Origin of the sequence: Glycomyces sp. NPDC021274, assembly GCF_040641195.1 — a bacterium.
In the GTDB taxonomy this organism is placed as follows: Bacteria; Actinomycetota; Actinomycetes; order Mycobacteriales; family Micromonosporaceae; genus Glycomyces.
The window spans coordinates 179453-200408 of the sequence record NZ_JBFADC010000003.1 but is presented as its reverse complement, the minus strand read 5'-3'; the positions used below and the strand labels follow the sequence as shown (position 1 = coordinate 200408).

At 69.6% G+C, this 20956-nt stretch carries 20 protein-coding genes, 1 tRNA gene and 1 pseudogene; 10 read left to right on the top strand and 12 right to left on the bottom strand.

Annotation, left to right across the window (positions count from 1 at the left end):
* Positions 1 to 37: 37 nt before the first annotated feature.
* Positions 38 to 745, bottom strand: a complete 708-nt coding sequence (deoD, locus tag AB0I03_RS08535; RefSeq protein WP_360408627.1) for a purine-nucleoside phosphorylase — start codon at positions 743 to 745, stop codon at positions 38 to 40.
* Positions 746 to 852: 107 nt separating this feature from the next.
* On the opposite strand from deoD, the gene AB0I03_RS08530 reads away from it, so the two are divergent.
* From AB0I03_RS08530 to AB0I03_RS08515, 4 genes are all read left to right on the top strand, one after another.
* Positions 853 to 943: transfer RNA gene (locus tag AB0I03_RS08530), tRNA-Ser, on the top strand.
* 164 nt (positions 944 to 1107) lie between these two features.
* Positions 1108 to 1740, top strand: coding sequence for a dihydrofolate reductase family protein (locus AB0I03_RS08525; protein ID WP_360408624.1), 633 nt, complete (start codon positions 1108 to 1110; stop codon positions 1738 to 1740).
* 210 nt (positions 1741 to 1950) lie between these two features.
* On the top strand, positions 1951 to 2889 hold the full coding sequence (locus AB0I03_RS08520) for an endonuclease/exonuclease/phosphatase family protein (protein ID WP_360408621.1): 939 nt from the start codon (positions 1951 to 1953) through the stop codon (positions 2887 to 2889).
* 225 nt (positions 2890 to 3114) lie between these two features.
* Entirely contained in the window at positions 3115 to 3834 is a 720-nt protein-coding gene (locus AB0I03_RS08515; RefSeq protein ID WP_360409957.1) for an ABC transporter ATP-binding protein, read from the top strand.
* A 91-nt stretch (positions 3835 to 3925) separates the two neighbouring features.
* On the opposite strand, the gene AB0I03_RS08510 is transcribed toward AB0I03_RS08515, so the two are convergent.
* Entirely contained in the window at positions 3926 to 6367 is a 2442-nt protein-coding gene (locus AB0I03_RS08510) for a transglycosylase domain-containing protein (RefSeq protein WP_360408618.1), read from the bottom strand.
* Positions 6368 to 6710: 343 nt separating this feature from the next.
* Between AB0I03_RS08510 and AB0I03_RS08505 the strand changes: the two are divergent.
* Positions 6711 to 6977 (top strand): annotated as a pseudogene (locus AB0I03_RS08505) (WhiB family transcriptional regulator); the annotation flags it as partial.
* Between the two features lie 660 nt (positions 6978 to 7637).
* On the opposite strand, the gene AB0I03_RS08500 reads toward AB0I03_RS08505, so the two are convergent.
* From AB0I03_RS08500 to AB0I03_RS08490, 3 genes are read right to left on the bottom strand one after another with little or no spacing between them, the layout of a single operon-like run.
* Positions 7638 to 8762, bottom strand: coding sequence for an ArsA-related P-loop ATPase (locus AB0I03_RS08500; protein ID WP_360408615.1), 1125 nt, complete (start codon positions 8760 to 8762; stop codon positions 7638 to 7640).
* Positions 8755 to 9723, bottom strand: coding sequence for an ArsA-related P-loop ATPase (locus AB0I03_RS08495; RefSeq protein ID WP_360408612.1), 969 nt, complete (start codon positions 9721 to 9723; stop codon positions 8755 to 8757). Before AB0I03_RS08495 ends, AB0I03_RS08500 begins: the two co-directional genes overlap by 8 nt.
* A 14-nt stretch (positions 9724 to 9737) precedes the next feature.
* Positions 9738 to 10319 (bottom strand): hypothetical protein, encoded by a 582-nt coding sequence (locus AB0I03_RS08490; protein ID WP_360408609.1) that lies wholly within the window; start codon positions 10317 to 10319, stop codon positions 9738 to 9740.
* 122 nt (positions 10320 to 10441) lie between these two features.
* On the opposite strand from AB0I03_RS08490, the gene AB0I03_RS08485 reads away from it, so the two are divergent.
* Together AB0I03_RS08485 and AB0I03_RS08480 are read left to right on the top strand one after the other, a co-directional pair.
* Positions 10442 to 10600 carry a hypothetical protein gene (locus AB0I03_RS08485; protein ID WP_205325936.1) on the top strand — a complete coding sequence of 53 codons (159 nt, stop codon included), beginning with the start codon at positions 10442 to 10444 and terminating at the stop codon, positions 10598 to 10600.
* Positions 10601 to 10602: 2 nt separating this feature from the next.
* Complete coding sequence (locus AB0I03_RS08480) at positions 10603 to 11085, top strand: RidA family protein (RefSeq protein WP_360408605.1); 483 nt, start codon at positions 10603 to 10605, stop codon at positions 11083 to 11085.
* A 91-nt stretch (positions 11086 to 11176) separates the two neighbouring features.
* Here the strand turns inward: AB0I03_RS08480 and AB0I03_RS08475 are convergent, their stop codons facing one another.
* From AB0I03_RS08475 to AB0I03_RS08460, 4 genes are all read right to left on the bottom strand, one after another.
* Positions 11177 to 12271, bottom strand: coding sequence for a fumarylacetoacetate hydrolase family protein (locus AB0I03_RS08475; RefSeq protein WP_360408602.1), 1095 nt, complete (start codon positions 12269 to 12271; stop codon positions 11177 to 11179).
* A gap of 55 nt (positions 12272 to 12326) precedes the next feature.
* Complete coding sequence (locus AB0I03_RS08470; RefSeq protein ID WP_360408599.1) at positions 12327 to 13178, bottom strand: tetratricopeptide repeat protein; 852 nt, start codon at positions 13176 to 13178, stop codon at positions 12327 to 12329.
* 21 nt (positions 13179 to 13199) lie between these two features.
* Positions 13200 to 13658 carry a 2-C-methyl-D-erythritol 2,4-cyclodiphosphate synthase gene (ispF, locus tag AB0I03_RS08465; RefSeq protein WP_360409954.1) on the bottom strand — a complete coding sequence of 153 codons (459 nt, stop codon included), beginning with the start codon at positions 13656 to 13658 and terminating at the stop codon, positions 13200 to 13202.
* 100 nt (positions 13659 to 13758) lie between these two features.
* On the bottom strand, positions 13759 to 14256 hold the full coding sequence (locus AB0I03_RS08460; protein WP_270118284.1) for a CarD family transcriptional regulator: 498 nt from the start codon (positions 14254 to 14256) through the stop codon (positions 13759 to 13761).
* 417 nt (positions 14257 to 14673) lie between these two features.
* Here AB0I03_RS08460 and AB0I03_RS08455 point away from each other — a divergent pair, with 417 nt between their 5' ends.
* Entirely contained in the window at positions 14674 to 15387 is a 714-nt protein-coding gene (locus tag AB0I03_RS08455; protein ID WP_360408595.1) for a hypothetical protein, read from the top strand.
* Positions 15388 to 15598: 211 nt separating this feature from the next.
* Here AB0I03_RS08455 and AB0I03_RS08450 read toward each other — a convergent pair whose 3' ends face one another.
* Positions 15599 to 16291, bottom strand: coding sequence for an exonuclease domain-containing protein (locus AB0I03_RS08450; RefSeq protein WP_360408592.1), 693 nt, complete (start codon positions 16289 to 16291; stop codon positions 15599 to 15601).
* A gap of 107 nt (positions 16292 to 16398) precedes the next feature.
* Here AB0I03_RS08450 and AB0I03_RS08445 point away from each other — a divergent pair, with 107 nt between their 5' ends.
* Positions 16399 to 17970 carry a sodium:alanine symporter family protein gene (locus AB0I03_RS08445; protein WP_360408589.1) on the top strand — a complete coding sequence of 524 codons (1572 nt, stop codon included), beginning with the start codon at positions 16399 to 16401 and terminating at the stop codon, positions 17968 to 17970.
* Between the two features lie 25 nt (positions 17971 to 17995).
* On the top strand, positions 17996 to 20218 hold the full coding sequence (locus tag AB0I03_RS08440; RefSeq protein ID WP_360408586.1) for an ATP-dependent RecD-like DNA helicase: 2223 nt from the start codon (positions 17996 to 17998) through the stop codon (positions 20216 to 20218).
* A 1-nt stretch (position 20219) separates the two neighbouring features.
* On the opposite strand, the gene AB0I03_RS08435 is transcribed toward AB0I03_RS08440, so the two are convergent.
* Complete coding sequence (locus tag AB0I03_RS08435; RefSeq protein WP_360408583.1) at positions 20220 to 20357, bottom strand: hypothetical protein; 138 nt, start codon at positions 20355 to 20357, stop codon at positions 20220 to 20222.
* Between the two features lie 10 nt (positions 20358 to 20367).
* Positions 20368 to 20859, bottom strand: coding sequence for a YajQ family cyclic di-GMP-binding protein (locus AB0I03_RS08430; protein ID WP_360408580.1), 492 nt, complete (start codon positions 20857 to 20859; stop codon positions 20368 to 20370).
* Between the last annotated feature and the right edge of the window lie 97 nt (positions 20860 to 20956).

Below are 20956 nucleotides of genomic sequence, written 5' to 3'. Positions count from 1 at the left end.
AGGCCCGGCTCGACCGAGCCGGGCCTCAGGCGGTGCGTTACGCGGTGACGGCGTCCAGGGCGATCTCCACCATCTCGGAGAACGACTCCTGGCGGTCGGCCGCGGGCAGCTCGGTGCCCTTGAGGATGTGGTCGGAGATGGTGCACAGCGCCAGGGCGCGGGCCTTGAACTTCGCGGCGAGCGTGTAGATCGCCGCGGCCTCCATCTCGATGGCGAGGATGCCGTAGTCGGCGAGCTTCGCCTCGACGTCGGGGGCGTCGGTGTAGAACGTGTCCGAGGAGTACAGCTGGCCCACGTGCAGGTTGACCCCGCGTGCGCCCGCGGCGTCCACGGCGGCGCGCAGCAGCCCGAAGTCGGCCACCGGCGCGTAGTCGACGACGCCGTTGAAGCGGATCCGGTTCATCGAGGAGTTCGTGGAGGCGCCGATGCCGGCCACCACGTCGCGCAGCTCGATGTCATCGTGGATCGCGCCCGCCGAGCCCACCCGCACCACCGTGGTGACGCCGTACACGTCCAGCAGCTCGTGGGTGTAGATCGAGGCGGACGGCTGGCCCATCCCGGTGCCCTGCACGGACACGCGCTTGCCCTTGTAGGTGCCGGTGAACCCGAACATGTTCCTGACCTCGGTGTAGCAGGTCGCGTCCGTGAGGAAGTTCTCGGCGATCCACTTCGCACGCAGCGGGTCCCCGGGCAGGAGGACGCTCTCGGCGATGTCGCCCGGCTTGGCGGAGATGTGTGCAGTCATGACGCCAGCTTCTCATAAACATCCCATGAATTTGCGAGGACTGGCTGTGAGCTGGATCGCCGATCCCGCCGCAGTGCGCGCCCCCGCGATCCGGTAGTGTTCTCGGCGGTGGCGTGTCCGAGCGGCCGAAGGAGCTCGCCTCGAAAGCGAGTGTTGGGTAACCCTCAACCGTGGGTTCAAATCCCACCGCCACCGCCAACGTAATCCCAGTTCAGACGCCCGACAGGGCGGATGGGCTGGGATTTTTCCTTGCCCGCCGACCTGCGGCTCCAGGTACGTCAGGGCTGCTCAGGACTGGATTCCCCGGCGATTCCCCATCGGAGACGCGACGATGAATTGTGAAGGGCCGCATCGTCATAACCGTGAGCGCCGGAACCGACCGGCGCCTCTCGCAGACGGGATCCACCATGAGCAAGATCTTCAGCCACATGACGATGTCCTTGGACGGTTACATCGCGCAGCCGGACGACCAGATCGGCGAGCTGTTCGACTGGTATTCGGCCGGAGCGGTGGACGTGCCCAACCCGAACGAAGTCGTCACCTTCGCTGTCGACGACGCCAGCGCACAGCTCCTGCGCGACATGACCGAGAACACCGGCGCCCTCATCGCCGGCCGGCGCCTGTTCGACATCGCCGAGGGCTGGGGCGACAAGCACCCGGCCGGCACGCCGGTCGTCGTGGTCACGCATCACCCTCCGGAGAACGCGGCCGAGCAGTGGCCGACCACGACGTTCGTCGACGGCGTCGAGGCCGCGATCGCTCGCGCGAGGGAGATCGCCGGCGGCAAGGACGTGACGATCGCCAGTGCGAACGTGACCCAGCAGGCGCTCGCGCTCGGCCTGGTCGACGAGGTGTGCGTCAGCCTCGTTCCGGTGCTGTTCGGCGAGGGCATCCCCTATTTCGCGAACCTCGGCGGCAAGCACGTGCTCTTGGAGGACCCGGTCGTCGTCCAGGGCAAGCGCGCCCTCCACCTCCGGTACCCGGTTCGCCGCTAGGCTTCACGGACCCGGCCCGCCCGCCGGCATGGAGTGCAGCCGACGCTTCACCTCCCACTGCCGCCGCCGACGTTGCGAATGCCGGGCTTGTGACCGCAGCCCGGCATTCGCCGTTGCTCGCCGAGGGCGGCTAACCTGTCGGGACCGCGCCGCCACCCGGCGGCGCGACCGGCGCGGCAGCGCCGCTCACACGGAGAAAGGCGGCGGCGGGTGAGCCGATCATCGACGGGCGGGAAGATCTTCAGCGGGGCGGTCATCGTCCTCTCACTGCTCCTCGCAGCGATCCTGCTCCTCCACCGGTTCATCCCCAACCGCTGGTTCAACCTCGGCAGCCTCATCGAGACGTTCCTGCCCTGGTTCGGCCTCGCCGTCCCGCTCCTCCTCGTCCTCGCCGCGATCCGCCGCCGGCCCCTGGCCATCATCTGCGCGATCCTGCCCGGCCTCGTCTGGTTCCAGATGTACGCCGCGCTCATCCCCGACAAGCACAGCGGCGACGGCGACTTCCGCGTCGTCGCCCACAACGTCAACGCCGACAACACCGACGCCGCCGGCACCGCCGCGACCCTCCTCGCCGCCGAACCCGACGTCATCGTCCTCGTCGAACTCACCGAGGACCAGCGCCACGCCTGGAGCGACGTCCTCGAAGACCAGTACGAGTACTCGGTCTCCTACGGCACCGTGGCCCTCTGGTCCACGCACCCCGTCGTCGACTCCAACGAGGTCGACCTCGACCTCGGCTGGGCCCGCGCGTTCCGCGCCGCCATCGAGATCGACGGCGAACCCGTCGCGTTCTACGTCGCCCACCTGCTCTCCGTGCGCGTCAACTCCGAAGGCTTCACCTCCGCCCAGCGCAACGAGACCGCCCGCCTCCTCGGCGAGGCCCTCGCCGACGAGCAGCTGGAACGCGTCGTCCTCGCCGGCGACCTGAACGGCACCTCCCAGGACCGCGCGCTCGCGCCGATCACCTACCAGCTGCACTCCGCGCAAGCCGACGCCGGCAAGGGCTTCGGCTTCACCTGGCCCGCCGACACGCCCATGGCGCGAATCGACCAGGTCCTGTACCGCGGCATGGAGGCCACGGGCTCGGACGTACTGGACGCGACCGCTTCCGACCACCGCCCGATCTCGGCCGACTTCGCGTTCTCCTAGCACCCGCCGGCCCTGCCGCAACGCAAACTCGCCGCGGCGTGCAACCACTCGCGACGGTCCGGGCGTCTTGGAGACGTGACCGAAGACGACGCGACCATGATCCTGCCGACCGTCAGCGGCGGAGCCGCGAACGGCCCCGCCGACGACACCGCGGTGTTCGCGCGCGTCGCCGATGCCGGACCCGCCGCGAGCGACCGCGCGCTCATCGAGCTCGACGGCGTGGGCATGACCTACCCCGGTCCGCCGCCCGTCGAAGCCCTGAAGCCGGTCGAGCTGCGCATCGACGACGGCGAGTACGTCGCGATCGTCGGACCCTCCGGTTCGGGCAAGTCGACCCTCCTGAACCTCCTCGGGCTCCTGGACGCCCCCACCGCGGGCACGTACTGGCTCGACGGCCACGACACCTCCAAGATGAAGGAGGCGCACCGCACCCAGCTGCGCGCCGACAAGATCGGCTTCATCTTCCAGGCCTTCCACCTCATGGCCCACCGCACCGCGACCGAGAACGTCGCCATGTCCCTGGTCTACCAAGGGGTCCCCAAGCGCAAGCGGCGCCAGATCGCACGCGAGAAGCTCGAACTCGTGGGCCTGTCCCACCGCCTCGACGCCCTGCCGACCACCCTCTCGGGCGGCGAGCGCCAGCGCGTCGCGATCGCCCGCGCCCTCGCGGCCGGGCCGAGCCTGCTGCTGTGCGACGAGCCCACCGGCAACCTCGACTCCAAGACCGCCGACTCCATCATGGCCACATTGGACGAACTGCACGCCGAGGGCCTGACCATCCTCATCATCACCCACGACCACGAAGTGGCCGAGCGCGCCCAGCGCGCCGTCACCATCCGCGACGGCCAACTCCGCGAAGGCAACCACCTCCACGACGACGGCCACAAGACCACCCCCACCGACCGGGCCGCCCCCGGCACCCTGGTGATGCCCAAGGCCACCTGACGAACTTCCTTCCTCCCAAAAGGACTGCGGGCCCGCGCCGAAAGGCGCGGGCCCGCAGTTCGCCTGCAGCGGTGACCCTCTCGGGACCGCGTCAGTCCCGATCCGGGGGAGTGCCGTCCGGCGGCGTCGTGCCGTCCTCGGGCTTCTCGTCCTCCTCCTTGTAGTCCTTGCCGTTGGAGACGAGGATGTAGATCGGGCTGCCGCTCGGCGCCGAACCCGTCATCGAGGTCGAGAACGCCTCGCCCTCCTTGCAGTCGGAGTCGAACGTGCCGGCCGCGATCGACGCGTCGAACCCGGCGTTCGCCACGCGCGACCGCGCGTCGTCGGGGTCCATGCAGTCGATGGACGGGATCGACACCAGGTTCTTGCCGGTGCTCATCGCCTTGGTCGGCTTGCTCCAGTCCTCTTCGTCGAGGTCCTTCACCGCCGACTTCAGGATCGAGACGCCGACCTCCTTGACCGAGTCCTTCAACGAGTCAGTGGCCACATTGGACCGGAAGCTGGCGTCCGGGTCGCCGACGAAGGTCGCCGTGGTCGCGTTCGGCGTCGAACCGATGAACCAGTACGAGCGGTTCGAGTCCGCGGTACCGGTCTTGCCGAACAGCGGCCGGCCGAAGTCCCCGGTGTACGAGGCCGCGGTGCCGTTGCCCGAGCACTGGGTGCCTTCGGGGCGCTGGCCGACGACGCAGCGCCCGGCGCTGACGGCCGCGTTCGCGACCTCCTTCGGGAAGGCCTGGTCGCATTGGGGTGCAGCGGCATCGGGCAGTTCCTTGCCGTCCGCGCCGATCACCTGCATCACCGGCAGCGGCTCGCAGTGGAGGCCTTCGGCGGCCACGGTCGCGTAGGCCTCGGCCATCTCGAGCGGGGTGGTCGCGTCGAATCCGAGGGTGAAGGTGCCGTAGTCGTCGAGGTCGCCGGCTTCGGCGCGCTTGGCCGCTTCGCTGCTGGGGGCGAAGTCGATCCCCGAGGCCACGGCGGCCTCGTAGGCCTTGCTGGTGCCCACGGCCTGCTGCAGCTGGACGAACGCGGTGTTCGAGGAGCGTCCGAACATGGCCCACATGTTCATCGGCCCGGAGGACCAGTTGCCGTCGTTGGTGGGGCACCAGTGGCGCTGGTTCTGGTTGACGATGCTCCCGCACGCGGAGGGGTCGCTCTCGCCGGTCAGGTACTGCGAGGTGAGTCGCGAGGGCGAGGGGAGCGCGGTCTTTAGCGGGAAGCCCGCGTCGAGGGCGGCGAGCATCGTGAAGATCTTGAACGTCGAGCCCGCCGGGTAGCCGGAGACCTCGTCGTTGCCGCTGAGGAGCGGGATGGTCGTGTTCGGGTAGTTCGACGGCTTGGAGTCGTCGCCGTCGGTGCGCGGTTTGTTCTCGGTCTGGTCGAGACTGTAGTTGCGGTTCACGGCCATTGCGCGCACGTGCCCGGTGCCCGGGGTGATGGTGACCGACCCGAGCGCGGCGGAGTTGTTGACGCTCACCTCTTCGGTGAGGCGTTCGGTCGCCTTGTCCTGGAGTTCCGCGTCGAGGCTGGTCACGATCTTGAAGCCGCCGCGCTTGAGCAGGCTCAGGCGGTCGCGTTCGGTCTCGCCGAAGGCCTCCTGGTCGATCCACCACTCCTTGAAGTAGTCGCAGAAGAAGCCCCAGTTGGGCGTCGCGACGTCGACGCACTCGCTGCGGACGGGGCGCGGGTTCAGGCCGAGCGGCAGGGTCTTGGCCTCGTCGGCCTCGGCCTGTTCGATGGTGCCGAGTCCGACCATGCGGTCGAGGATCCAGTTGCGGCGGTCGATGATCGCCTTGTCGTCGCCTTCGCCGTCGAGGAGGCCGTCGGCGAGCGAGGGGAATTTCGGCAGCGAGGCGAGGGTCGCGGCCTCGGCGGCGGTGAGCTCGCTGGGCGACTTGTTGAAGTACGTGTACGAGCCGGCGTGCACGCCGTAGGCCTGGTTGCCGAGGTAGATCACGTTCAGGTAGCCCTCGAGGATCTCCTCTTTGGACATCGTCTCTTCGATGCCCATGGCGTATCGGGCTTCTCGGAGCTTGCGTTCGTACGTGTCCTCGGATGCGGCGATCACGTCGTCGATGGTTGAAGCCGAGTAGATCAGGGTATTGCGTACGAACTGCATGGTGAGTGTCGACGCCCCCTGGGAGTCGCCGCCCTGGTTCGCCACGGCGGCCCGAATGATGCCGGCCCAGTCGACTCCGTTGTGCTCGTAGAACTTCGAGTCCTCGGCCGCCAGGAGTGCGTTGATCATGACAGGGGAGACCTCGTCGAGGGAGACCTCGCGGCGGTTCTCCTCGTAGAAGGAGGTGATGAGCGTCTCGCCATCGGAGGCGTACACATAGGTCGTCTGCGGCAAGGTGGGTTGTGTGAGTTCTGTCGGCAGCGACTCGAACGAGTTGACGCTGTTCTCGGCGACGAGGCCGCCGAGTCCGACAAGGGGAAAGGCGGCTGCGGCCGCGAGCACGCCGGCGAGCACACCGCAGATCAGCAGCGCGATGCCGTCCCTCAGGGGACTCCGGTCGCGTATCAAGGTCTCCACCGCCTCAGATTAGAACGAACGTCGGGAAGTGCGAAGCGGCAGCTTCCTCCAACCGGAAGGCGTCTCGCGTGCAAGGCGACATCTATGCCCGCAATTGAGACGCCCCGATCCGGAAGGGGAGATGCGCTCGTATCGGAATCGTTATTATCGCGAGCTGCCATCGCGTAGTGAACCGTAGGGGTGAAGCCGTCCCACGGCGTCCGATTTTCGTCTCGGAGAGTAGTCAAACCCTTACGAGAGGTGTAAGGTCCGTTCTGACGGCCACATTGAGTGATCGAGAGGTCACTCGAATGTAGTCGTCGGGGGGTATGAAGGGGAAAGATCTCACGGGGAGGTCATGCGGATGGGACTGCTGATCGACTGGACGACCAAGGCGCTATGTCAGGAAGGTGATCCTGACGCCCTGTTCGTGCAAGGGGCAGAGCAGAACAACGCCAAGAAAGTGTGCCGAGGCTGTCCGGTACGGCTGGAATGTCTCGCCGACGCGCTCGACAATCGCATCGAGTTCGGCGTCTGGGGCGGCATGACCGAGCGGGAGCGGAGGGCACTGCTGCGCAGGCACGCAGACGTCCGCTCCTGGAGAGCGGTCTTCGAGGTCGCACTTGAGGAGGAGCAGCGAAGCGCCCGCAAGGGCAACCGGCGCCGGATACCGGTAGACGTGAACTTCTTACCGGCGAGCCTCTCGATGAAAGGCATCAGCATCGCGCCTGGACGGCATCCCCGTCCGGGCGCGTTTTTCATGCCCTCGTGCCACCACGGGTCCTGTGGATAACTCTACGCCTCACGAACAGGCAAAATAAGCAAATTTCGCAAAGTTATCCACAGGTCGGAAAAGAGTACTTGGCATCCGGTACCGGACCTGTGATTGTTGATAGCAAAAACAGCTGCTTCGCCGGTGGTGGTGGAAGTGCGGAGTGGCGATCCGGTCCTGGCAGGACTGGCGGCGAATGTGGGAACCCCGGGGGCCGCCCCCGAAGACCGCGCGGGAGTGCACTCCCGCGCGGCTCCTGCCAGGACACCTCGCGAGGAGATATACGCGGGAGCACCGGCAAAGGCGCCGGTGCGCCCGCACCAACCTCACCCAGCAACCCGCGGCCGAACAGCCGCCTGAAAACCCGCCGGAAAAAGCGGCACAAAAATCGCCGGCCCAACCCACAGCGAGGCGGGCCGCAACCGAACGACCAACGCTCGCGGCCACGGCCTCCACGAACACTCGCAAGAGAACGCCGCCGCCGAACGCCCGCACCGACCATCGGCGGATAAACGACCGTCAAGCGCCCGCGGCCACCGCGCCGAACGCACGCAGGTCATCCAGATCCACGACCTCGACACCCAGCGACGGCAGCCGCCGCTGCGGGACCTCCGGGCACGCCGCCGCATACCGGGCCGCGACCCGCTCTTCGGCGGCGCGCCGCCGGGCCAGGTCCGCGTGGGTCCGCAGGACCGCCGCGACCGGGTCGTCCGCGTCGGACTCCTCGAGGGCCGCGGCCGCGCCGAGGGCCCGCTCCGCCGTCAGGTCCGCCGCGACCGGGGTCAGCCGGTTCAGGATCATCCCGTCGAGCGGCATCCGCTCCTCGGTGAGCCGCCGCGTGAAGTACACGGCCTCGCCCACCGCCGCCGGCTCAGGGGCCGCGATCACCAGGAACGAGGTCTGGTCGTCCTGCAGGGCCCGGAAGGTCGCCTCCGCGCGCTTGCGGAAACCGCCGAAGGTGTCCTCCAGGCTCGCGGTGAACTCCGCGACATCCGTGAGCAGATGCCCGCCGAGGACCTTGTTGAACACGCGGGTGAACACCGCCGCGCTCGCGCCCATGAGCGACAGCATCGACCGCCGCGCGCCGGGCGTCGAAGCCGACAGCAGCCGGATGACCCGGCCGTCGAGCAGCCGCGCGAGCCGCGCGGGGGCGTCCAGGAAGTCCAGGGCCGACCGTGAGGGAGGCGTGTCGAGCACGATGAGATCCCACTGCCCGGTCGCGCGGAGCTGGCCGAGTTTCTCCATCGCCATGTACTCCTGCGTGCCCGAGAACGTCGACGACACCGCCTGGTAGAACGGGTTCGCGAAGATCTCCGCCGCCCGCTCCGGGGTCGTATGCGAGGCCACCACCTCGTCGAAGGTGCGCTTCATGTCGAGCATCATCGCGTCCAGGGAACCGCCGCGCACCGCCTCGACCGCCTTCGGCACATTGCCGAGGGCCTCCATCCCCAGCGACTGCGCGAGCCGCCGGGCCGGGTCGATCGTGAGCACCACCGTGCGTCGCCCGTGGACCTCCGCCGCGCGCAGCGCAAGCGCCGCCGCGGTCGTGGTCTTCCCGACGCCTCCCGAACCGCAGCAGGCGATCACATGCTTGCCCTCGTCGCCCAGCAGGGCGTCGATGTCGAGCTCAGGGATCTCAGCCATTGCGCCGTCCTCCGATGATGCCGGGCCGCAGGACGCGGGCGAGCTGGTAGAGACCCGAAAGGTCCACGCCTTCAGGGAGCAGCGGGAGCTCGGCGACAGGCCGGCCGAGCTGCTCCAGGCGGTCACGGTACGCGTCCACCGACTCGATCTCGGCCCTCGCTGCCGCGTACTCCTCGACCAGGCCCGACACCAGGGCGTCATCCGGGTGCAATCCCGCCCGCTCCAGGCCCGCCCTGATCTGCGCCGCATCGACCTCCACGGCCTTCGCGCCGGCGACCTTGTTCAGCACCAGCTGCCCCACCGGCAGGTCGGCGGCCATGAGCTCCTTGTACGCGTCCACGGTCTCCTGCACCGGCATCGCCGCCGGCGTCGTCACCACATGCACCGCCGTCAGCGACGAATGCAGCATCCGCGCCACCGACCGCGAGTGCTTCCCGATAGGGCCCGTCTTCGCCAGCCGCCCGCTCTCCACGGTCACATTCAGGAACTTCACCACCCGCCCCGTCGGCGGCGCGTCCAGCACGACCGCGTCGTACGCCATCCGCCCCGACTCGGTGCGCGACGCCGCCTCCTTGAGCTTCCCGGTGAGCAGGATGTCCCGCAGGCCCGGTGCGATCGTCGTCGCGAAGTCGATCGCCCCGAACTTCTGCAGCACCTTCCCCGCCGACCCGAGCCGGTAGAACATCGTCAGGTAGTCGAGCAGCGCCTCATCGGCGTCCACCGACTGCCCGAAGACCTCCCCGCCGTCGAGCCCCGCGGCCAGATGCCGCTCCTCATACCCCAGCGACGGCGCCTCGAACAGCGGCGCGATCCCTTGGCGCCCTTCGACCTCCACCAGCAGGACCCGCCTGCCGGTGCCGGCCAGCGCCAGGGCCAGTGCGGCCGCGACCGAGGTCTTGCCCGTGCCGCCCTTCCCGGTGACGATGTGCAGGCGCGGCACCGGGAACGCTGAGGCAGTCATTCATCGGAGTCTAGTCATTCCGCGGTGATCCCGCAGATGAGCCATTGCGGCTCGCCTTCCTCGGCCACGAGCGCGAACTCCCACGTGGCCGGGTCCGAGTAGGCGCCGTCGTTGCCGCCGACGCGGATCTCGGCCGTGACGGTGGCCGCGCCGACCGAGCGGCCGGTCTCCTCGACTGCGCCCCAAGCGAAGTCGCCGGGGCCGTCGATGAACGACAGGGCCGTGACGGCCTCGCTCAGGTCGCGGTCGGCCTTGTCGGCGCACAGCCAGGTGGCGGCGGCTGCGGCGTCGCGCTGGTCGAGCAGGGCCCCGAGGAACGCGTCGACGGTGCGTTCGGGGGTGTCGTGGACGTCGCCGACGTCCACGAACAGGCGCATCGCGCCGAGGACGAGTGCGATGCAGAACGCGGCGGCGGCGGCCGCGATGATCCACGTCCACAAGCGGTTCGACTCTTTGTGCGGCGGTTCGTGCCGGCCGGGCATCGCGGCGGTCTGGACCCGCTGCTCGGGGATCTCGGGCGGCGGGGCCGCCGCACCGCTGGACGGTTCGTCATGGGGCGCGGCTGCTGCGGACGGCGCACTGGTGTCTGACGACACGGGAACTCCCTGGTTCGACTGGTGCGGTCCGTGACGGCGCACCGTAAGGACTTCGGGGGAGGCGACGCACTCTGAGCGTAGCGGTGCGACGCCGCCGGATCAAGACGCCGTACTGTGGGCGCATGGAGAAATGGGAGTACCTCACCGCGCCGCTGCTGATCCACAACACCAAGATGATCCTCGACAACTTCGGGGACGAAGGCTGGGAACTGGTCACGGTCCTGCCCGGCCAGAACTCGGAGCAGCTCGTGGCGTACTTCAAGCGCAAGAAGGAGCAGTAGCGGTGACCGATGTGGACAAGGCGCTGGCGCGCCTGGGACTCTCGCTGCCGGAGGTCGTGAAGCCGCTGGCCGCCTACCAGCCGGCCGTCCGCTCCGGTGACTACGTGTACACGTCGGGGCAGCTGCCGATGGTCGACGGTTCGCTTGTGGCGGCCGGCAAGGTCGGCGCCGAGGTCGACCCCGAGCAGGGCTACGACCTGGCGCGGATCTGCGCGTTGAACGCGCTCGCCGCGGTGGCGTCGATCGCGCCGCTCGACCAGGTCGTGCGGATCGTGAAGGTCGTGGGCTTCGTGGCTTCGGCGCCCGGGTTCACCGGTCAGCCGAAGGTGCTCAACGGCGCTTCGGAGCTGCTCGGGGAGGTCTTCGGCGAGGCCGGGACGCACGCGCGCAGCGCGGTCGGCGTGGCCGAGCTGCCGCTGGGCGCTCCGGTCGAGGTCGAGCTGATCGCCGAGCTCGCCCCGAGCGCGAAGACCGTCCTGGTCTGATCACTCGTTTCCCGGCCGGTACCGCGATTGCGGTACCGGCCGGTTTCGCGTCCCGGGCTGCCGGGACGCGGTCGTGACCGACGGCGGTGCGTCAGGTGATGGGCGGCAGGACGCGGGTCTCGACCTCGCCGAGGGCGATGGTGGTGCCGCGCGGGCCCGGAGCGGTCGCGGTGACTTTGACCGTGTCGCCGTTCTCGAGGTTGAACTGGCCGGTGACGGCCTCGCCGGAGCCGTAGAGCAGGCCCGGGCGCAGGAGTGCGCCGCCGGAGGTGAGGTGGGCGAGCTGCTGCGCGGGGGTCCAGTAGGACTCGGCGAAGTCGGCCCCGGCGACGGCGACGCCGTTCACTTCGATGCTCAGGTGCAGGTCGAACCCGTACCGGTCGGATTCTTTCAGGTAGGACGCCATGTCGGCGTTGGGCACGGGTGCGGTGGTGCGGGCGGCGTTGAGCGCTTCGATGGGGGTCACCCACGCGCTCATGGAGGTCGCGAACGACTTGGACGCGAACGGGCCGAGCCCGTCGGTCTCGAGTTCGGCGAAGTCGCGGGCGGTCCAGTCGTTGAGGAGGACGGCGCCGAACACGTGGTCCTCGAACGCGTCCGGGGACACCGGCTGCCCGAGCTGCGATTCGCCGCCGATGATGAAGCCGACCTCGGCTTCGATGTCGAGGGCGCGGGTGGGCCCGAAGACGGGTCGGCCGTCGTCGCCGAGGCGGTGCCCGGCGGGGCGGATGAGGTCCAGGCCGGAGGGGATGATCGTCGAGGCGCGGCCGTTGGAGGCGCGCGGGTGGATGCGGGCGGCGTGGGGTGCGCGCATGGTGAAGTCGACGTAGTCGGTCACCAGGAGCGGGGCGTGCATGATCGCGTCGCTGAGCGGCGTGAGCCAGTTCGTCGCGGTGTCCTGGATGCTCGATTCGGTGAGGGCCTCCTGGGTCTGGGTCCGGATCTGCTTCCAGGCGGGCTTGCCGAGCGACAGGAGCCGGTTGAGGGCGGGGTCGCGCAGGGCGGTGCAGGCGGCGCAGGACTGGCAGTCGCCCGAGAGGACGGCTTTGTGCATGTCGAGGATCTGGTCGCCGATGCGGACGCCGATCCGCGGCAGCGTCTCGTCGGCGGTCGAGAAGACCCCGAACGGCAGGTTGTGGATGTTGTAGGGACTCTCGTCGGCCCCGGGAACCCAGCAGGTCGTCACTAGCTCGTCCTCCAAAGATCGTGGTGAAGGAGTAACGAGTGCCGCGCGTGAAAGGTCACTCGGGGTTGCGGTGCCTGCGCAGAACTGTGAACCATCCCACCCATGCGGCGACGGCGACGACGGCGAGGAACAGCCGCGGGCCGGGGTCGATCTCGCTGCCGAGCAGGGCCGGGACGGCGAAGACGACGGCGATGCCGAGGAGCACCGAGCGTCCGAGCGCGCCGCGGAAGAGGCCGCTGCCGTAGATCTTGCTGCGCCACTCGGGGTCGGCCGCGTCGGCGTCGACCCAGCGGCGCGGGATGCGGCGGGCTTCCGGCGGCAGGCTGTCGCCCGGCGCGAAGCCCTGCAGGACTTCCTCGACGCCGGCGGCGCGGTCGGGTTCGAGGTCCTCAGCGGCTTGACGCGAGCGTTTCGCGAGGTCGTCCATGTCGAGGCTCTCGGCGATCGCGGCCAGCGCCAGGTGCGTGCGGGGCTGGGAGGGCGCGAGGTTCACGGCGTTCCACGCGGCGTCGAGGGCGGGCTGGGCGGCGCCGGCGCGGCGGGTGATGAGCGCGTAGTGGACGTGGTGCTGCCACGATGCGCGGTCGAGTTCGAGCATGCTGGCGGCGGCCTGGAGGGCCTCGTCGCGCCTGCCGGTGTCGGCGAGCGCGTAGCCGCGGGTGATCATCGCCCGGGAGTGCCCGGGCTGGTGGGCGAGGGCGGCTCCCGCGTAGGTGAGCGCCTCGTCGGGGTCGTGGGCGGCGAGCGCGCAGGCGGCGGCCATGGCGTTCGCATCGGGGTCGAGGGGGTCGACGCGCAGTGCGGCGTCGACTTCCGCGCGGGCGTCGGCGACCTGGCCGAGGTCGTACAGCATCTCGGCGCGCTGGAGGTACTCCGCGACGGTGCGGCGGGTGGGGTCTGCGTCCATGGGATAACTTCCGAATGGCGGTCAGTGCTGGTACAGCAACGCTACCGCGGTCGCGGCGAGACCTTCGCCGCGTCCGGTGAAGCCCAGGCCGTCGGTGGTGGTCGCGGAGAGGCGCACGGGGGCGCCGACAGCGTCGGCCATGGCGGTCTCGGCTTCGGCGCGGCGCGGGCCGATCTTGGGGCGGTTGCCGATGACCTGCACGGACACGTTGCCGATGAGCCAGCCCGCGGCGCGGACGCGGCGGGCCGATTCGTGGAGGAGGGCGGCACCGGAGGCTCCGGCCCATTCGGGTCGGGCGGTGCCGAAGTTCGAACCCAGGTCGCCGAGGCCGGCGGCGGAGAGCAGGGCGTCGCAGGCCGCGTGGGCGGCCACGTCGCCGTCGGAGTGTCCTGCCAAACCGGCCTCGCCCGGCCATTGCAGGCAGGCGAGGCGGCATGGTTGGCCCTCGTCGAAGCGGTGCACGTCGCTGCCGTGCCCGATGACGAAGGGCGTATGGGGACTCGCGTTCACGCTGGCGCGTTCGTGGGAGTCCGCGGTGTGATCGAAGCTCACGTTGATGCGGCTCTGGTCGGGGGACCGGCTACTTGACCGGGGCCTCCGAGAGCAGGACCTTGTCGAGGATGTTGTCGGCCTCGGTCTTGATGCAGTCCTCGGCGAGGGCGATCTCGCCGGTGAGGATCTCGCGGGCCTTGGAGAGCATGCGCTTCTCTCCGGCGGACAGTCCGCGCTCGCGGTCGCGCCGCCACAGGTCGCGCACGACCTCTGCTATTTTCAGCGGGGAACCGGAGGCGAGCTTCTCGACATTGGCCTTGTAACGCCGCGACCAGTTGGTGGGCTCCTCGGTGTGCGGGGCGCGCAGCACCTCGAAGACCTCTTCGAGGCCTTCGGCGCCGACGACTTCCCGGACGCCGACGAGCTCGACGTTCTTGGCTGGAACCTTGACCGTGAGGTCACCCTGTTCGACGCGCAGCACGAGGTATTCCTGTTCGATACCACCGATGGTGCGAGTCTCTACAGCTTCAACGAGTGCGGCCCCGTGGTGGGGGTAGACAACGGTCTCGCCGACACTAAAACCCATAGGATCGAAACCCCTTTCGCTGTGTCCAGCTTAACACGGGATCGGGGGTTTCCCCGACAGCGGATCGCCGCGAATTCCCTGGTCAATTGGTATGTGACTGATTACTCTACGGCACCTTGGGCTTCCGGGCGGCGGGCAGAGGAGACAAATGAGGCCTGCGTCCCTCTTTCGTGTCCGACCCGTCCGGCCGGGTCGCCCGCCTGCTCCTCAGTGGCGCGCGCCCGCCGGGCGCCGCCCTTCCGGCAGGTGCGGCGACCTGCCGTGATGATCGTTTGCGTTGCCACTATCGTTGCGGTGCAACGCTAAAGGACCGGGATGAGATCCAGGGCTCGCCTCGCGCCCGGCCAAGGGAAGCGAGGAGTGCTCGTCGTCTACGCTGTCGTCAGCATGCCTGTCGGAACTCAGGGAGGACCAGCAGTGGTCAGGGGAATCAGCACGGCGATCACGGTGCGTCGCGCGGCCGCAATCGCGATCGCGGGGGCCGCTGCGACCGCTCTGTCCGCATGCGGCGCGAGCCTCGGCTCGCAGACCGAGGTCAAAGACAGCGCGATCGCCGGCGTCAACATGGACCACGGCACGATCGCGCTCCGCGACCTCCAGGTCGAGTTCAGCTCCGCCGAGGGCTACGCCGCCGGCGACGACGCGGCCCTGCGGCTGTGGATCGGCAACGAGGGCGACGCGGAGATCAGCCTCCAGAGCATCACGACCGAGGCCGGCACGGTGACGTACGTCGACCCCGCCGCCCAGGCCGCCGAGGCCATGGAGGAAGCCCGCGAGGGTACCGGCGAGACCCCCGCCGGCGAGGAGACCACCGGCGCCGGGTCCACCGAGGAGCCGAGCGCGGACGCGACGACCGAGGCCCCCGCGGCCGAGGAGTTCGACGGCGCAGAGGTCTACGAGCCGATCAGCATCGCCCCGGCCGATTACGTGCGCCTCGACCAGGGCGCCGAAGCCGGCACCTACTTCCTGATCGAGGACCTCCAGGAGGAGCTCAGCTCCGGCGACACCATCACGGTGACCTTCACGTTCACGGACGGCACGACGTTCGACGCGGACCTCCCGGTCGGCCAGTCGCTCGAAGCCGAAGAGCGCGAGTACTACGAGCCCGAGGCGCCGGCCGAAGGCCACTAGAACGCGAACCGCACTTGCACTGAGGGCCCCGATCGAGTGAATCGGGGCCCTCAGGCGTTCGTTCGGCCGGTTTTTTGTCGGGGCCGGCTGCCACGATCGGCGCCAGGGTTCTTTCCCTTCTAGTGGTGGGTGGGGGTTTGTGGACGGTAGAACGACCGCGAACCGAACCGAACCGAGCCGCGCGTGCCGCAGCAGCGCCGCCCTCAGCGTTTCAGCGGCACAGCGGCCAGCGGCGGTCCACCGCCTCCTCGCGGCCCTTGCGGCGGAAGTACGCCTCCAGGCTCGCGGCGTCCTCGGCGTGCCACAGCACCTGCGCCGCATGGAGTTCCGGTGCCGTAATGCCACCGACCTCCGGGTACATCGCGCCGATCGCGCGCGCTAGGCCCACGGTCGCGATCGCGTCGCCCGCCGCCGAGTGCGCCTGCGCATGCGGCACACCGTAATGCGCGGCCGTGACGCCCAACGTCCGCTTGCCCTTGCGGTAGCGGTCCACGCGCTTGTCGAGCACCGAAGGGTCCACGATCGCCATCCGGACCCAGTCCGGCTGCTCGATGCCGTGCCGCTCCAACTCATAGGACAGGAGCGTGCAGTCGAATCCGGCCCGGAACGCGACCACCGGCACCCCGGCGTCGACGGCGCCGCGCAGCGCGGCGGCGACCTCCGCGAGAGCCGCGGCAGGCGCGAGCCCGTCGGCCTGCACCCGCTCGTCGGTGATCCCGTGGACCCGCGTGGCCCCCGGGGGGATCGGCACGCCGGGGTCGATCAGCCAGGTGCGCGCCGTCTCCACGCCCGGGTGCGGGCCGCTCACCAGCGCCGCCTGGACGATCCGGTCCCGGTCCACCGCGACACCCGTGGTCTCGGTGTCGAAGCCCAGGAGGGGTCCCTCAAACCATCGTTCGCTCATGGCCACACCGTACCGGGAGGGTCCGACAATCCCCTATATGCTCTGCGGGCGCGGGAGCACCCCGACTTTCCCGTGCATACCATCCCTGAAAGGAGCATGTGGACTTCATGGACTTCCTCGACCCGGTAACGAATGCCATCCAGTCCTGGGCGGACGGGCTGAACGAGGAGTACGGCTCCGCGGTGGCGACCGTGGGCGAAGCGGTGTGGGGCCCGGTCCTCATCTTCACGCTGTTCGCCGTGGGCCTGATCTTCACCATCGTGCTCAGGGGCATCCAGTTCAGCAAACTGGGCTACGCCCTGTGGCTCGCACTGTTCAAGCGCAGTGAGAACTCGGACTCCAAAGGCGACCTGAGCCATTACCAGGCCCTGTCCGTGGCGCTCGCCGCCACAGTGGGCGTTGGCAACATCGGCGGTGTGGGCGCGGCGATCGCGATCGGCGGTCCCGGCGCCCTCTTCTGGATGTGGGTGACCGGCTTCCTCGGCATGGCCACCAAGTACTCCGAGGCGCTCCTGGGCGTCAAGTACCGCGTCACCAACAAGAACGGCGAGCAGTCGGGCGGGCCCCAGCGGTACCTGTCCGACGGCATCCGCGGGCCGGTCGGGAAGGTGCTCGCGTTCCTGTTCGCGCTCTTCGGCGTCATCGCGTCCTTCGGCATCGGCAACGCGGTCCAGTCCGGGAACGTCACGAGCGCCATCGACGCGCAGCTGCCCGCCGACTCCTGGTGGAGCCCGAGCCTCACCGGCCTGGTGATCTTCGTGCTCGTGGGCGTGACGATCCTCGGCGGCATCAAGTGGATCGGGCACGTCTCGGCGGCATTGGTGCCGTTCATGATCGTGTTCTACGTGCTCGGCGCGCTCGCGGTGCTGGCCTTCAACTGGGACGTGCTCGGCACGACCTTCGCGATGGTCTTCGAGCAGGCGTTCACCGGCGGCGCGGCCGTCGGCGGCTTCACCGGTTCGGCGATCCTGCTGACCATCCAGATCGGTTTCGCGCGCGGCATCTTCTCGAACGAGTCGGGCCTGGGCACCGGCGGCATCGCTGCCGCCGCCGCCAGGACCGACCAGCCGGTGCGCCAGGCGATGGTGTCGATGACGCAGACGTTCATCGACACGATCATCGTCGTCACCCTCACGGGCCTGGTCATCATCTCCACGGGCGTGCTCGGCGCGGTCGACGGCGACGGCGAGCTGGTCACCTCCTCGGCGCTGACGCGGCTCGCGTTCGAAGAGGGCCTGGGCGGCGCGGGCACTGCGGGCGGCGCGATCGGCGGCTTCATCGTCGCGGTCGGCCTCGCCACGTTCGCGTTCTCGACGATCATCGGCTGGTCCTACTACGGCGAGAAGTGCCTCGAGCGGTACACGGGCCGGAAGCTGATCCTGCCTTACCGGATCGTGTACGTGCTCGTCTCCTACCTGGGCGCGGTCACCAGCCTCGACCTGCTGTGGGGGCTTTCGGACATCGCGAACGGCCTCATGGCCCTCCCGAACCTCATCGGCCTGCTGATCCTGACCCCGATCGTCTACCGCGAGACCAAGGCGTTCTTCGCGCGGCCGGACTGGCGCCTGCTGCCGTCGGACGCGGTGCAGGGCACCGACGACCCGCCGACCGCGACGCACCGGCTGGTGCTCGCCGACGAGCCGGGCGAAGCGGGCGAGTCGGAACCCGACAAGCGGTGACACACCTGCCGTCTACGGTTGTCCCATGGCGGAACCCCGGGGCGGCGACGGTGCACATGACACCGCTGAACTAGCGGCGGTCCTCGAGCGCGTCACCTACGCGAACGAGGAGACGGGGTACACCATCGCCCGCGCCAGCCCGGCGCGCGGCGGCGGTGACCTCGTCACGATCGTCGGCCCGCTCCTGGGCGCCCAGGTCGGCGAGTCGCTGGCGCTCCAGGGCCGCTGGTCGAGCCACCCGAAGTACGGCCGCCAGTTCGAGGTCCGGTCCTACCGGACGGTGCTGCCGGCCACCGTCCAGGGCATCGAGCGGTATCTGGGGTCCGGCCTCATCAAAGGGGTCGGACCCAAGACCGCCGCGAAGATCGTCGCGCATTTCGGCGTGAAGACCCTCGAGGTGATCGACGCGGACGCCGCGCGTCTGGTCGAGGTCCCCGGCCTCGGCCCCAAGCGCACCAAGGCGATCGCCGCCGCCTGGGAGGAGCAGCGGGCGATCAAGGAGGTCATGGTCTTCCTCCAGTCCGTGGAGGTCTCCACGTCGCTCGCCGTGCGCGTCTACAAGCAGTACGGGGACGCGGCGATCGGGGTCGTCAAGAACGAGCCGTACCGCCTCGCGAACGAGGTGTGGGGCATCGGGTTCCGCACCGCCGACTCGATCGCCCGCGCGGTCGGCATCCCCCACGACGCCCCCGAGCGCATCAAAGCGGCCCTCCAGTACACCCTCTCGCAGGCCTCGGACGCCGGCCACTGCTTCCTGCCCGCGCCGAACCTCGTCGCCGACACCGTGGAACTCCTCGGCCTCGAGCCGGCGCCGGTCGCGGCGGCCCTCGCGGAGCTCGCGGCGGCGGGCGAGCACGTGATCGCCGACGAGGTGCCCGCGCAGGACTCCACAGTCCCCGCCCGCTACCTCGCACCGTTCTTCCACGCCGAACGCGGCCTCGCCGCCGGGCTCACCGCGCTCCTGCGCACCGGCGAGGACCGGCTCCCGGCGTTCGCGGACGTCGACTGGGGCAAGGCCTTCGCGTGGCTGAGCCGCCGCTCCGACGCTGAACTCGCCCCCGAGCAGGCCGAGGCCGTGCGCCTCGCGCTCACCGAGAAGGTGGCGGTCCTGACCGGCGGTCCCGGCTGCGGCAAGAGCTTCACCGTCGCCTCGATCGTGGCCCTCGCAAAAGCCAAGGGCGCCAAGGTCATGCTCGCCGCCCCCACGGGCCGCGCCGCGAAGCGCCTCGCCGAGCTCACCGGCTTCGAGGCCCGCACCCTCCACCGGATGCTCGAACTGCGGCCCGGCGGCGACGCCGCCTACGACCGCGACAACCCGCTCGACGTCGACCTGCTCGTCGTCGACGAGTCGTCGATGCTCGACACGATCCTCGCGAACAAGCTCGTGAAGGCCGTCCCGCCCGGCGCGCACCTCCTACTCGTCGGCGACGTCGACCAGCTGCCCAGCGTCGGCGCCGGCGAAGTCCTCCGCGACCTCCTCGCCGCGCCCGCCGTCCCGCGCGTGCGCCTCACCCGGATCTTCCGCCAGGCCGCCGAGTCGGGCGTGGTCGCCAACGCGCACAAGGTGAACCACGGGGTGCTCCCCGAACTCGAGGGCTACCCGGACTTCTTCTGGTTCGCGTGCGACGACAATGAGCAGGTCGCCGACCGCGTGGTCGAGATCGTCGCCCACCGCATCCCGAAGCGGTTCGGCCTCCACCCCGTGCGCGACGTGCAGGTCCTCACCCCCATGCACCGCGGCGGCCCCGGTGCCGGGAACCTCAACGCCCGCCTCCAGGAGGCGCTCGCGCCCGCGAAGGACGGCCTGCCCGAACGCCGCCACGGCGGCCGCGTCTTCCGCTTGGGCGACAAGGTGATCCAGATCCGCAACAACTACACGAAAGGCAAGGCCGGGGTCTTCAACGGCACCGTGGGGCTCGTCCAGGCCATCGACGCGGTCGCGCAGACCATGACCGTACGCACCGACGAGGACGAGGACGTCGAGTACGAGTTCGCCGAACTCGACGAGCTCGTGCACGCCTACGCCATCACCGTCCACCGCTCGCAGGGCTCGGAGTACCCCGCCGTCGTCATCCCGGTGACCACGAGCGCGTGGACCATGCTGCAGCGCAACCTGCTCTACACGGCCATCACGCGCGCGAAGCGCCTCGTGGTGCTCGTCGGCTCGAAGCAGGCCCTCGCGGTCGCCGTGCGCACCAAGGGGACCGGCAAACGCCACACCGGGCTGACGCACCGGCTCGCGGGCTGACTCAGTCCTCGTCAGCGGTGTCGCCGGACCCCTTCCGGGCCCGGCGGTCCGCGCGCAGCGCGGCGACGATCGCGGCGGCCGACCCGGCCACGAGCATGAGGACCAGCGCGACCATCGCGACGTTCGGGTCGCGGTTCACGGACGCGCCGTCAGCGGTAGTTCGTGAACTGGAGCGCGACCTCGAGGTCCTTGCCCTTGAGGAGGCTGATGACCTCCTGCAGGTCGTCGCGCTTCTTGCCGGTGACGCGGAGCTTGTCGCCCTGGACCTGGGGCTTGACGCCCTTGGGGCCCTCGTCGCGGATGATCTTGCCGATCTTCTTCGCGTCCTCGGTCGAGAGGCCCTGCTTGAAGGTCACGTCGATCTTGGTCTCCTTGCCCGACTGGCGCGGCTCGCCCGCGTCCAGGGCCTTCAGGGAGATCCCGCGCTTGATCAGCTTCTCCTTGAGCACGTCGAGGGCCGCCTTCACGCGGTCCTCGGTCTCGGCCGTGATCAGCGCCGCCTCGTCACTGGAGCGCTCGACGCTCGCGCCGGTGCCCCGGAAGTCGAACCGGGTGGCCAGCTCGCGCTGGGCCTGGTTGATCGCGTTGTCGAGTTCGGCCAGGTCGATCTCGGAGACGATGTCGAACGAGGCGTCAGCCATGGCAGTCCGGTCCTTCCTTGCGGTTTCAAGGCTCAGCGTGGGGGTGGCGCGAGGGGCGCGAGCGCCAAGCTTAGTCCTGCCCCACCGGCCCGGGCGG

Bases quoted from the DNA above. Each gene is read 5' to 3' on its own strand.
- deoD (WP_360408627.1), bottom strand. From the start codon at position 745: ATGACTGCACACATCTCCGCCAAGCCGGGCGACATCGCCGAGAGCGTC.
- AB0I03_RS08515 (WP_360409957.1), top strand. From the start codon at position 3,115: ATGACCTACCCCGGTCCGCCGCCCGTCGAAGCCCTGAAGCCGGTCGAG.
- AB0I03_RS08500 (WP_360408615.1), bottom strand. From the start codon at position 8,762: ATGGCTGAGATCCCTGAGCTCGACATCGACGCCCTGCTGGGCGACGAG.
- AB0I03_RS08495 (WP_360408612.1), bottom strand. From the start codon at position 9,723: ATGACTGCCTCAGCGTTCCCGGTGCCGCGCCTGCACATCGTCACCGGG.
- AB0I03_RS08485 (WP_205325936.1), top strand. From the start codon at position 10,442: ATGGAGAAATGGGAGTACCTCACCGCGCCGCTGCTGATCCACAACACC.
- AB0I03_RS08470 (WP_360408599.1), bottom strand. From the start codon at position 13,178: ATGGACGCAGACCCCACCCGCCGCACCGTCGCGGAGTACCTCCAGCGC.
- AB0I03_RS08460 (WP_270118284.1), bottom strand. From the start codon at position 14,256: ATGGGTTTTAGTGTCGGCGAGACCGTTGTCTACCCCCACCACGGGGCC.
- AB0I03_RS08450 (WP_360408592.1), bottom strand. From the start codon at position 16,291: ATGAGCGAACGATGGTTTGAGGGACCCCTCCTGGGCTTCGACACCGAG.
- AB0I03_RS08445 (WP_360408589.1), top strand. From the start codon at position 16,399: ATGGACTTCCTCGACCCGGTAACGAATGCCATCCAGTCCTGGGCGGAC.
- AB0I03_RS08440 (WP_360408586.1), top strand. From the start codon at position 17,996: ATGGCGGAACCCCGGGGCGGCGACGGTGCACATGACACCGCTGAACTA.
- AB0I03_RS08430 (WP_360408580.1), bottom strand. From the start codon at position 20,859: ATGGCTGACGCCTCGTTCGACATCGTCTCCGAGATCGACCTGGCCGAA.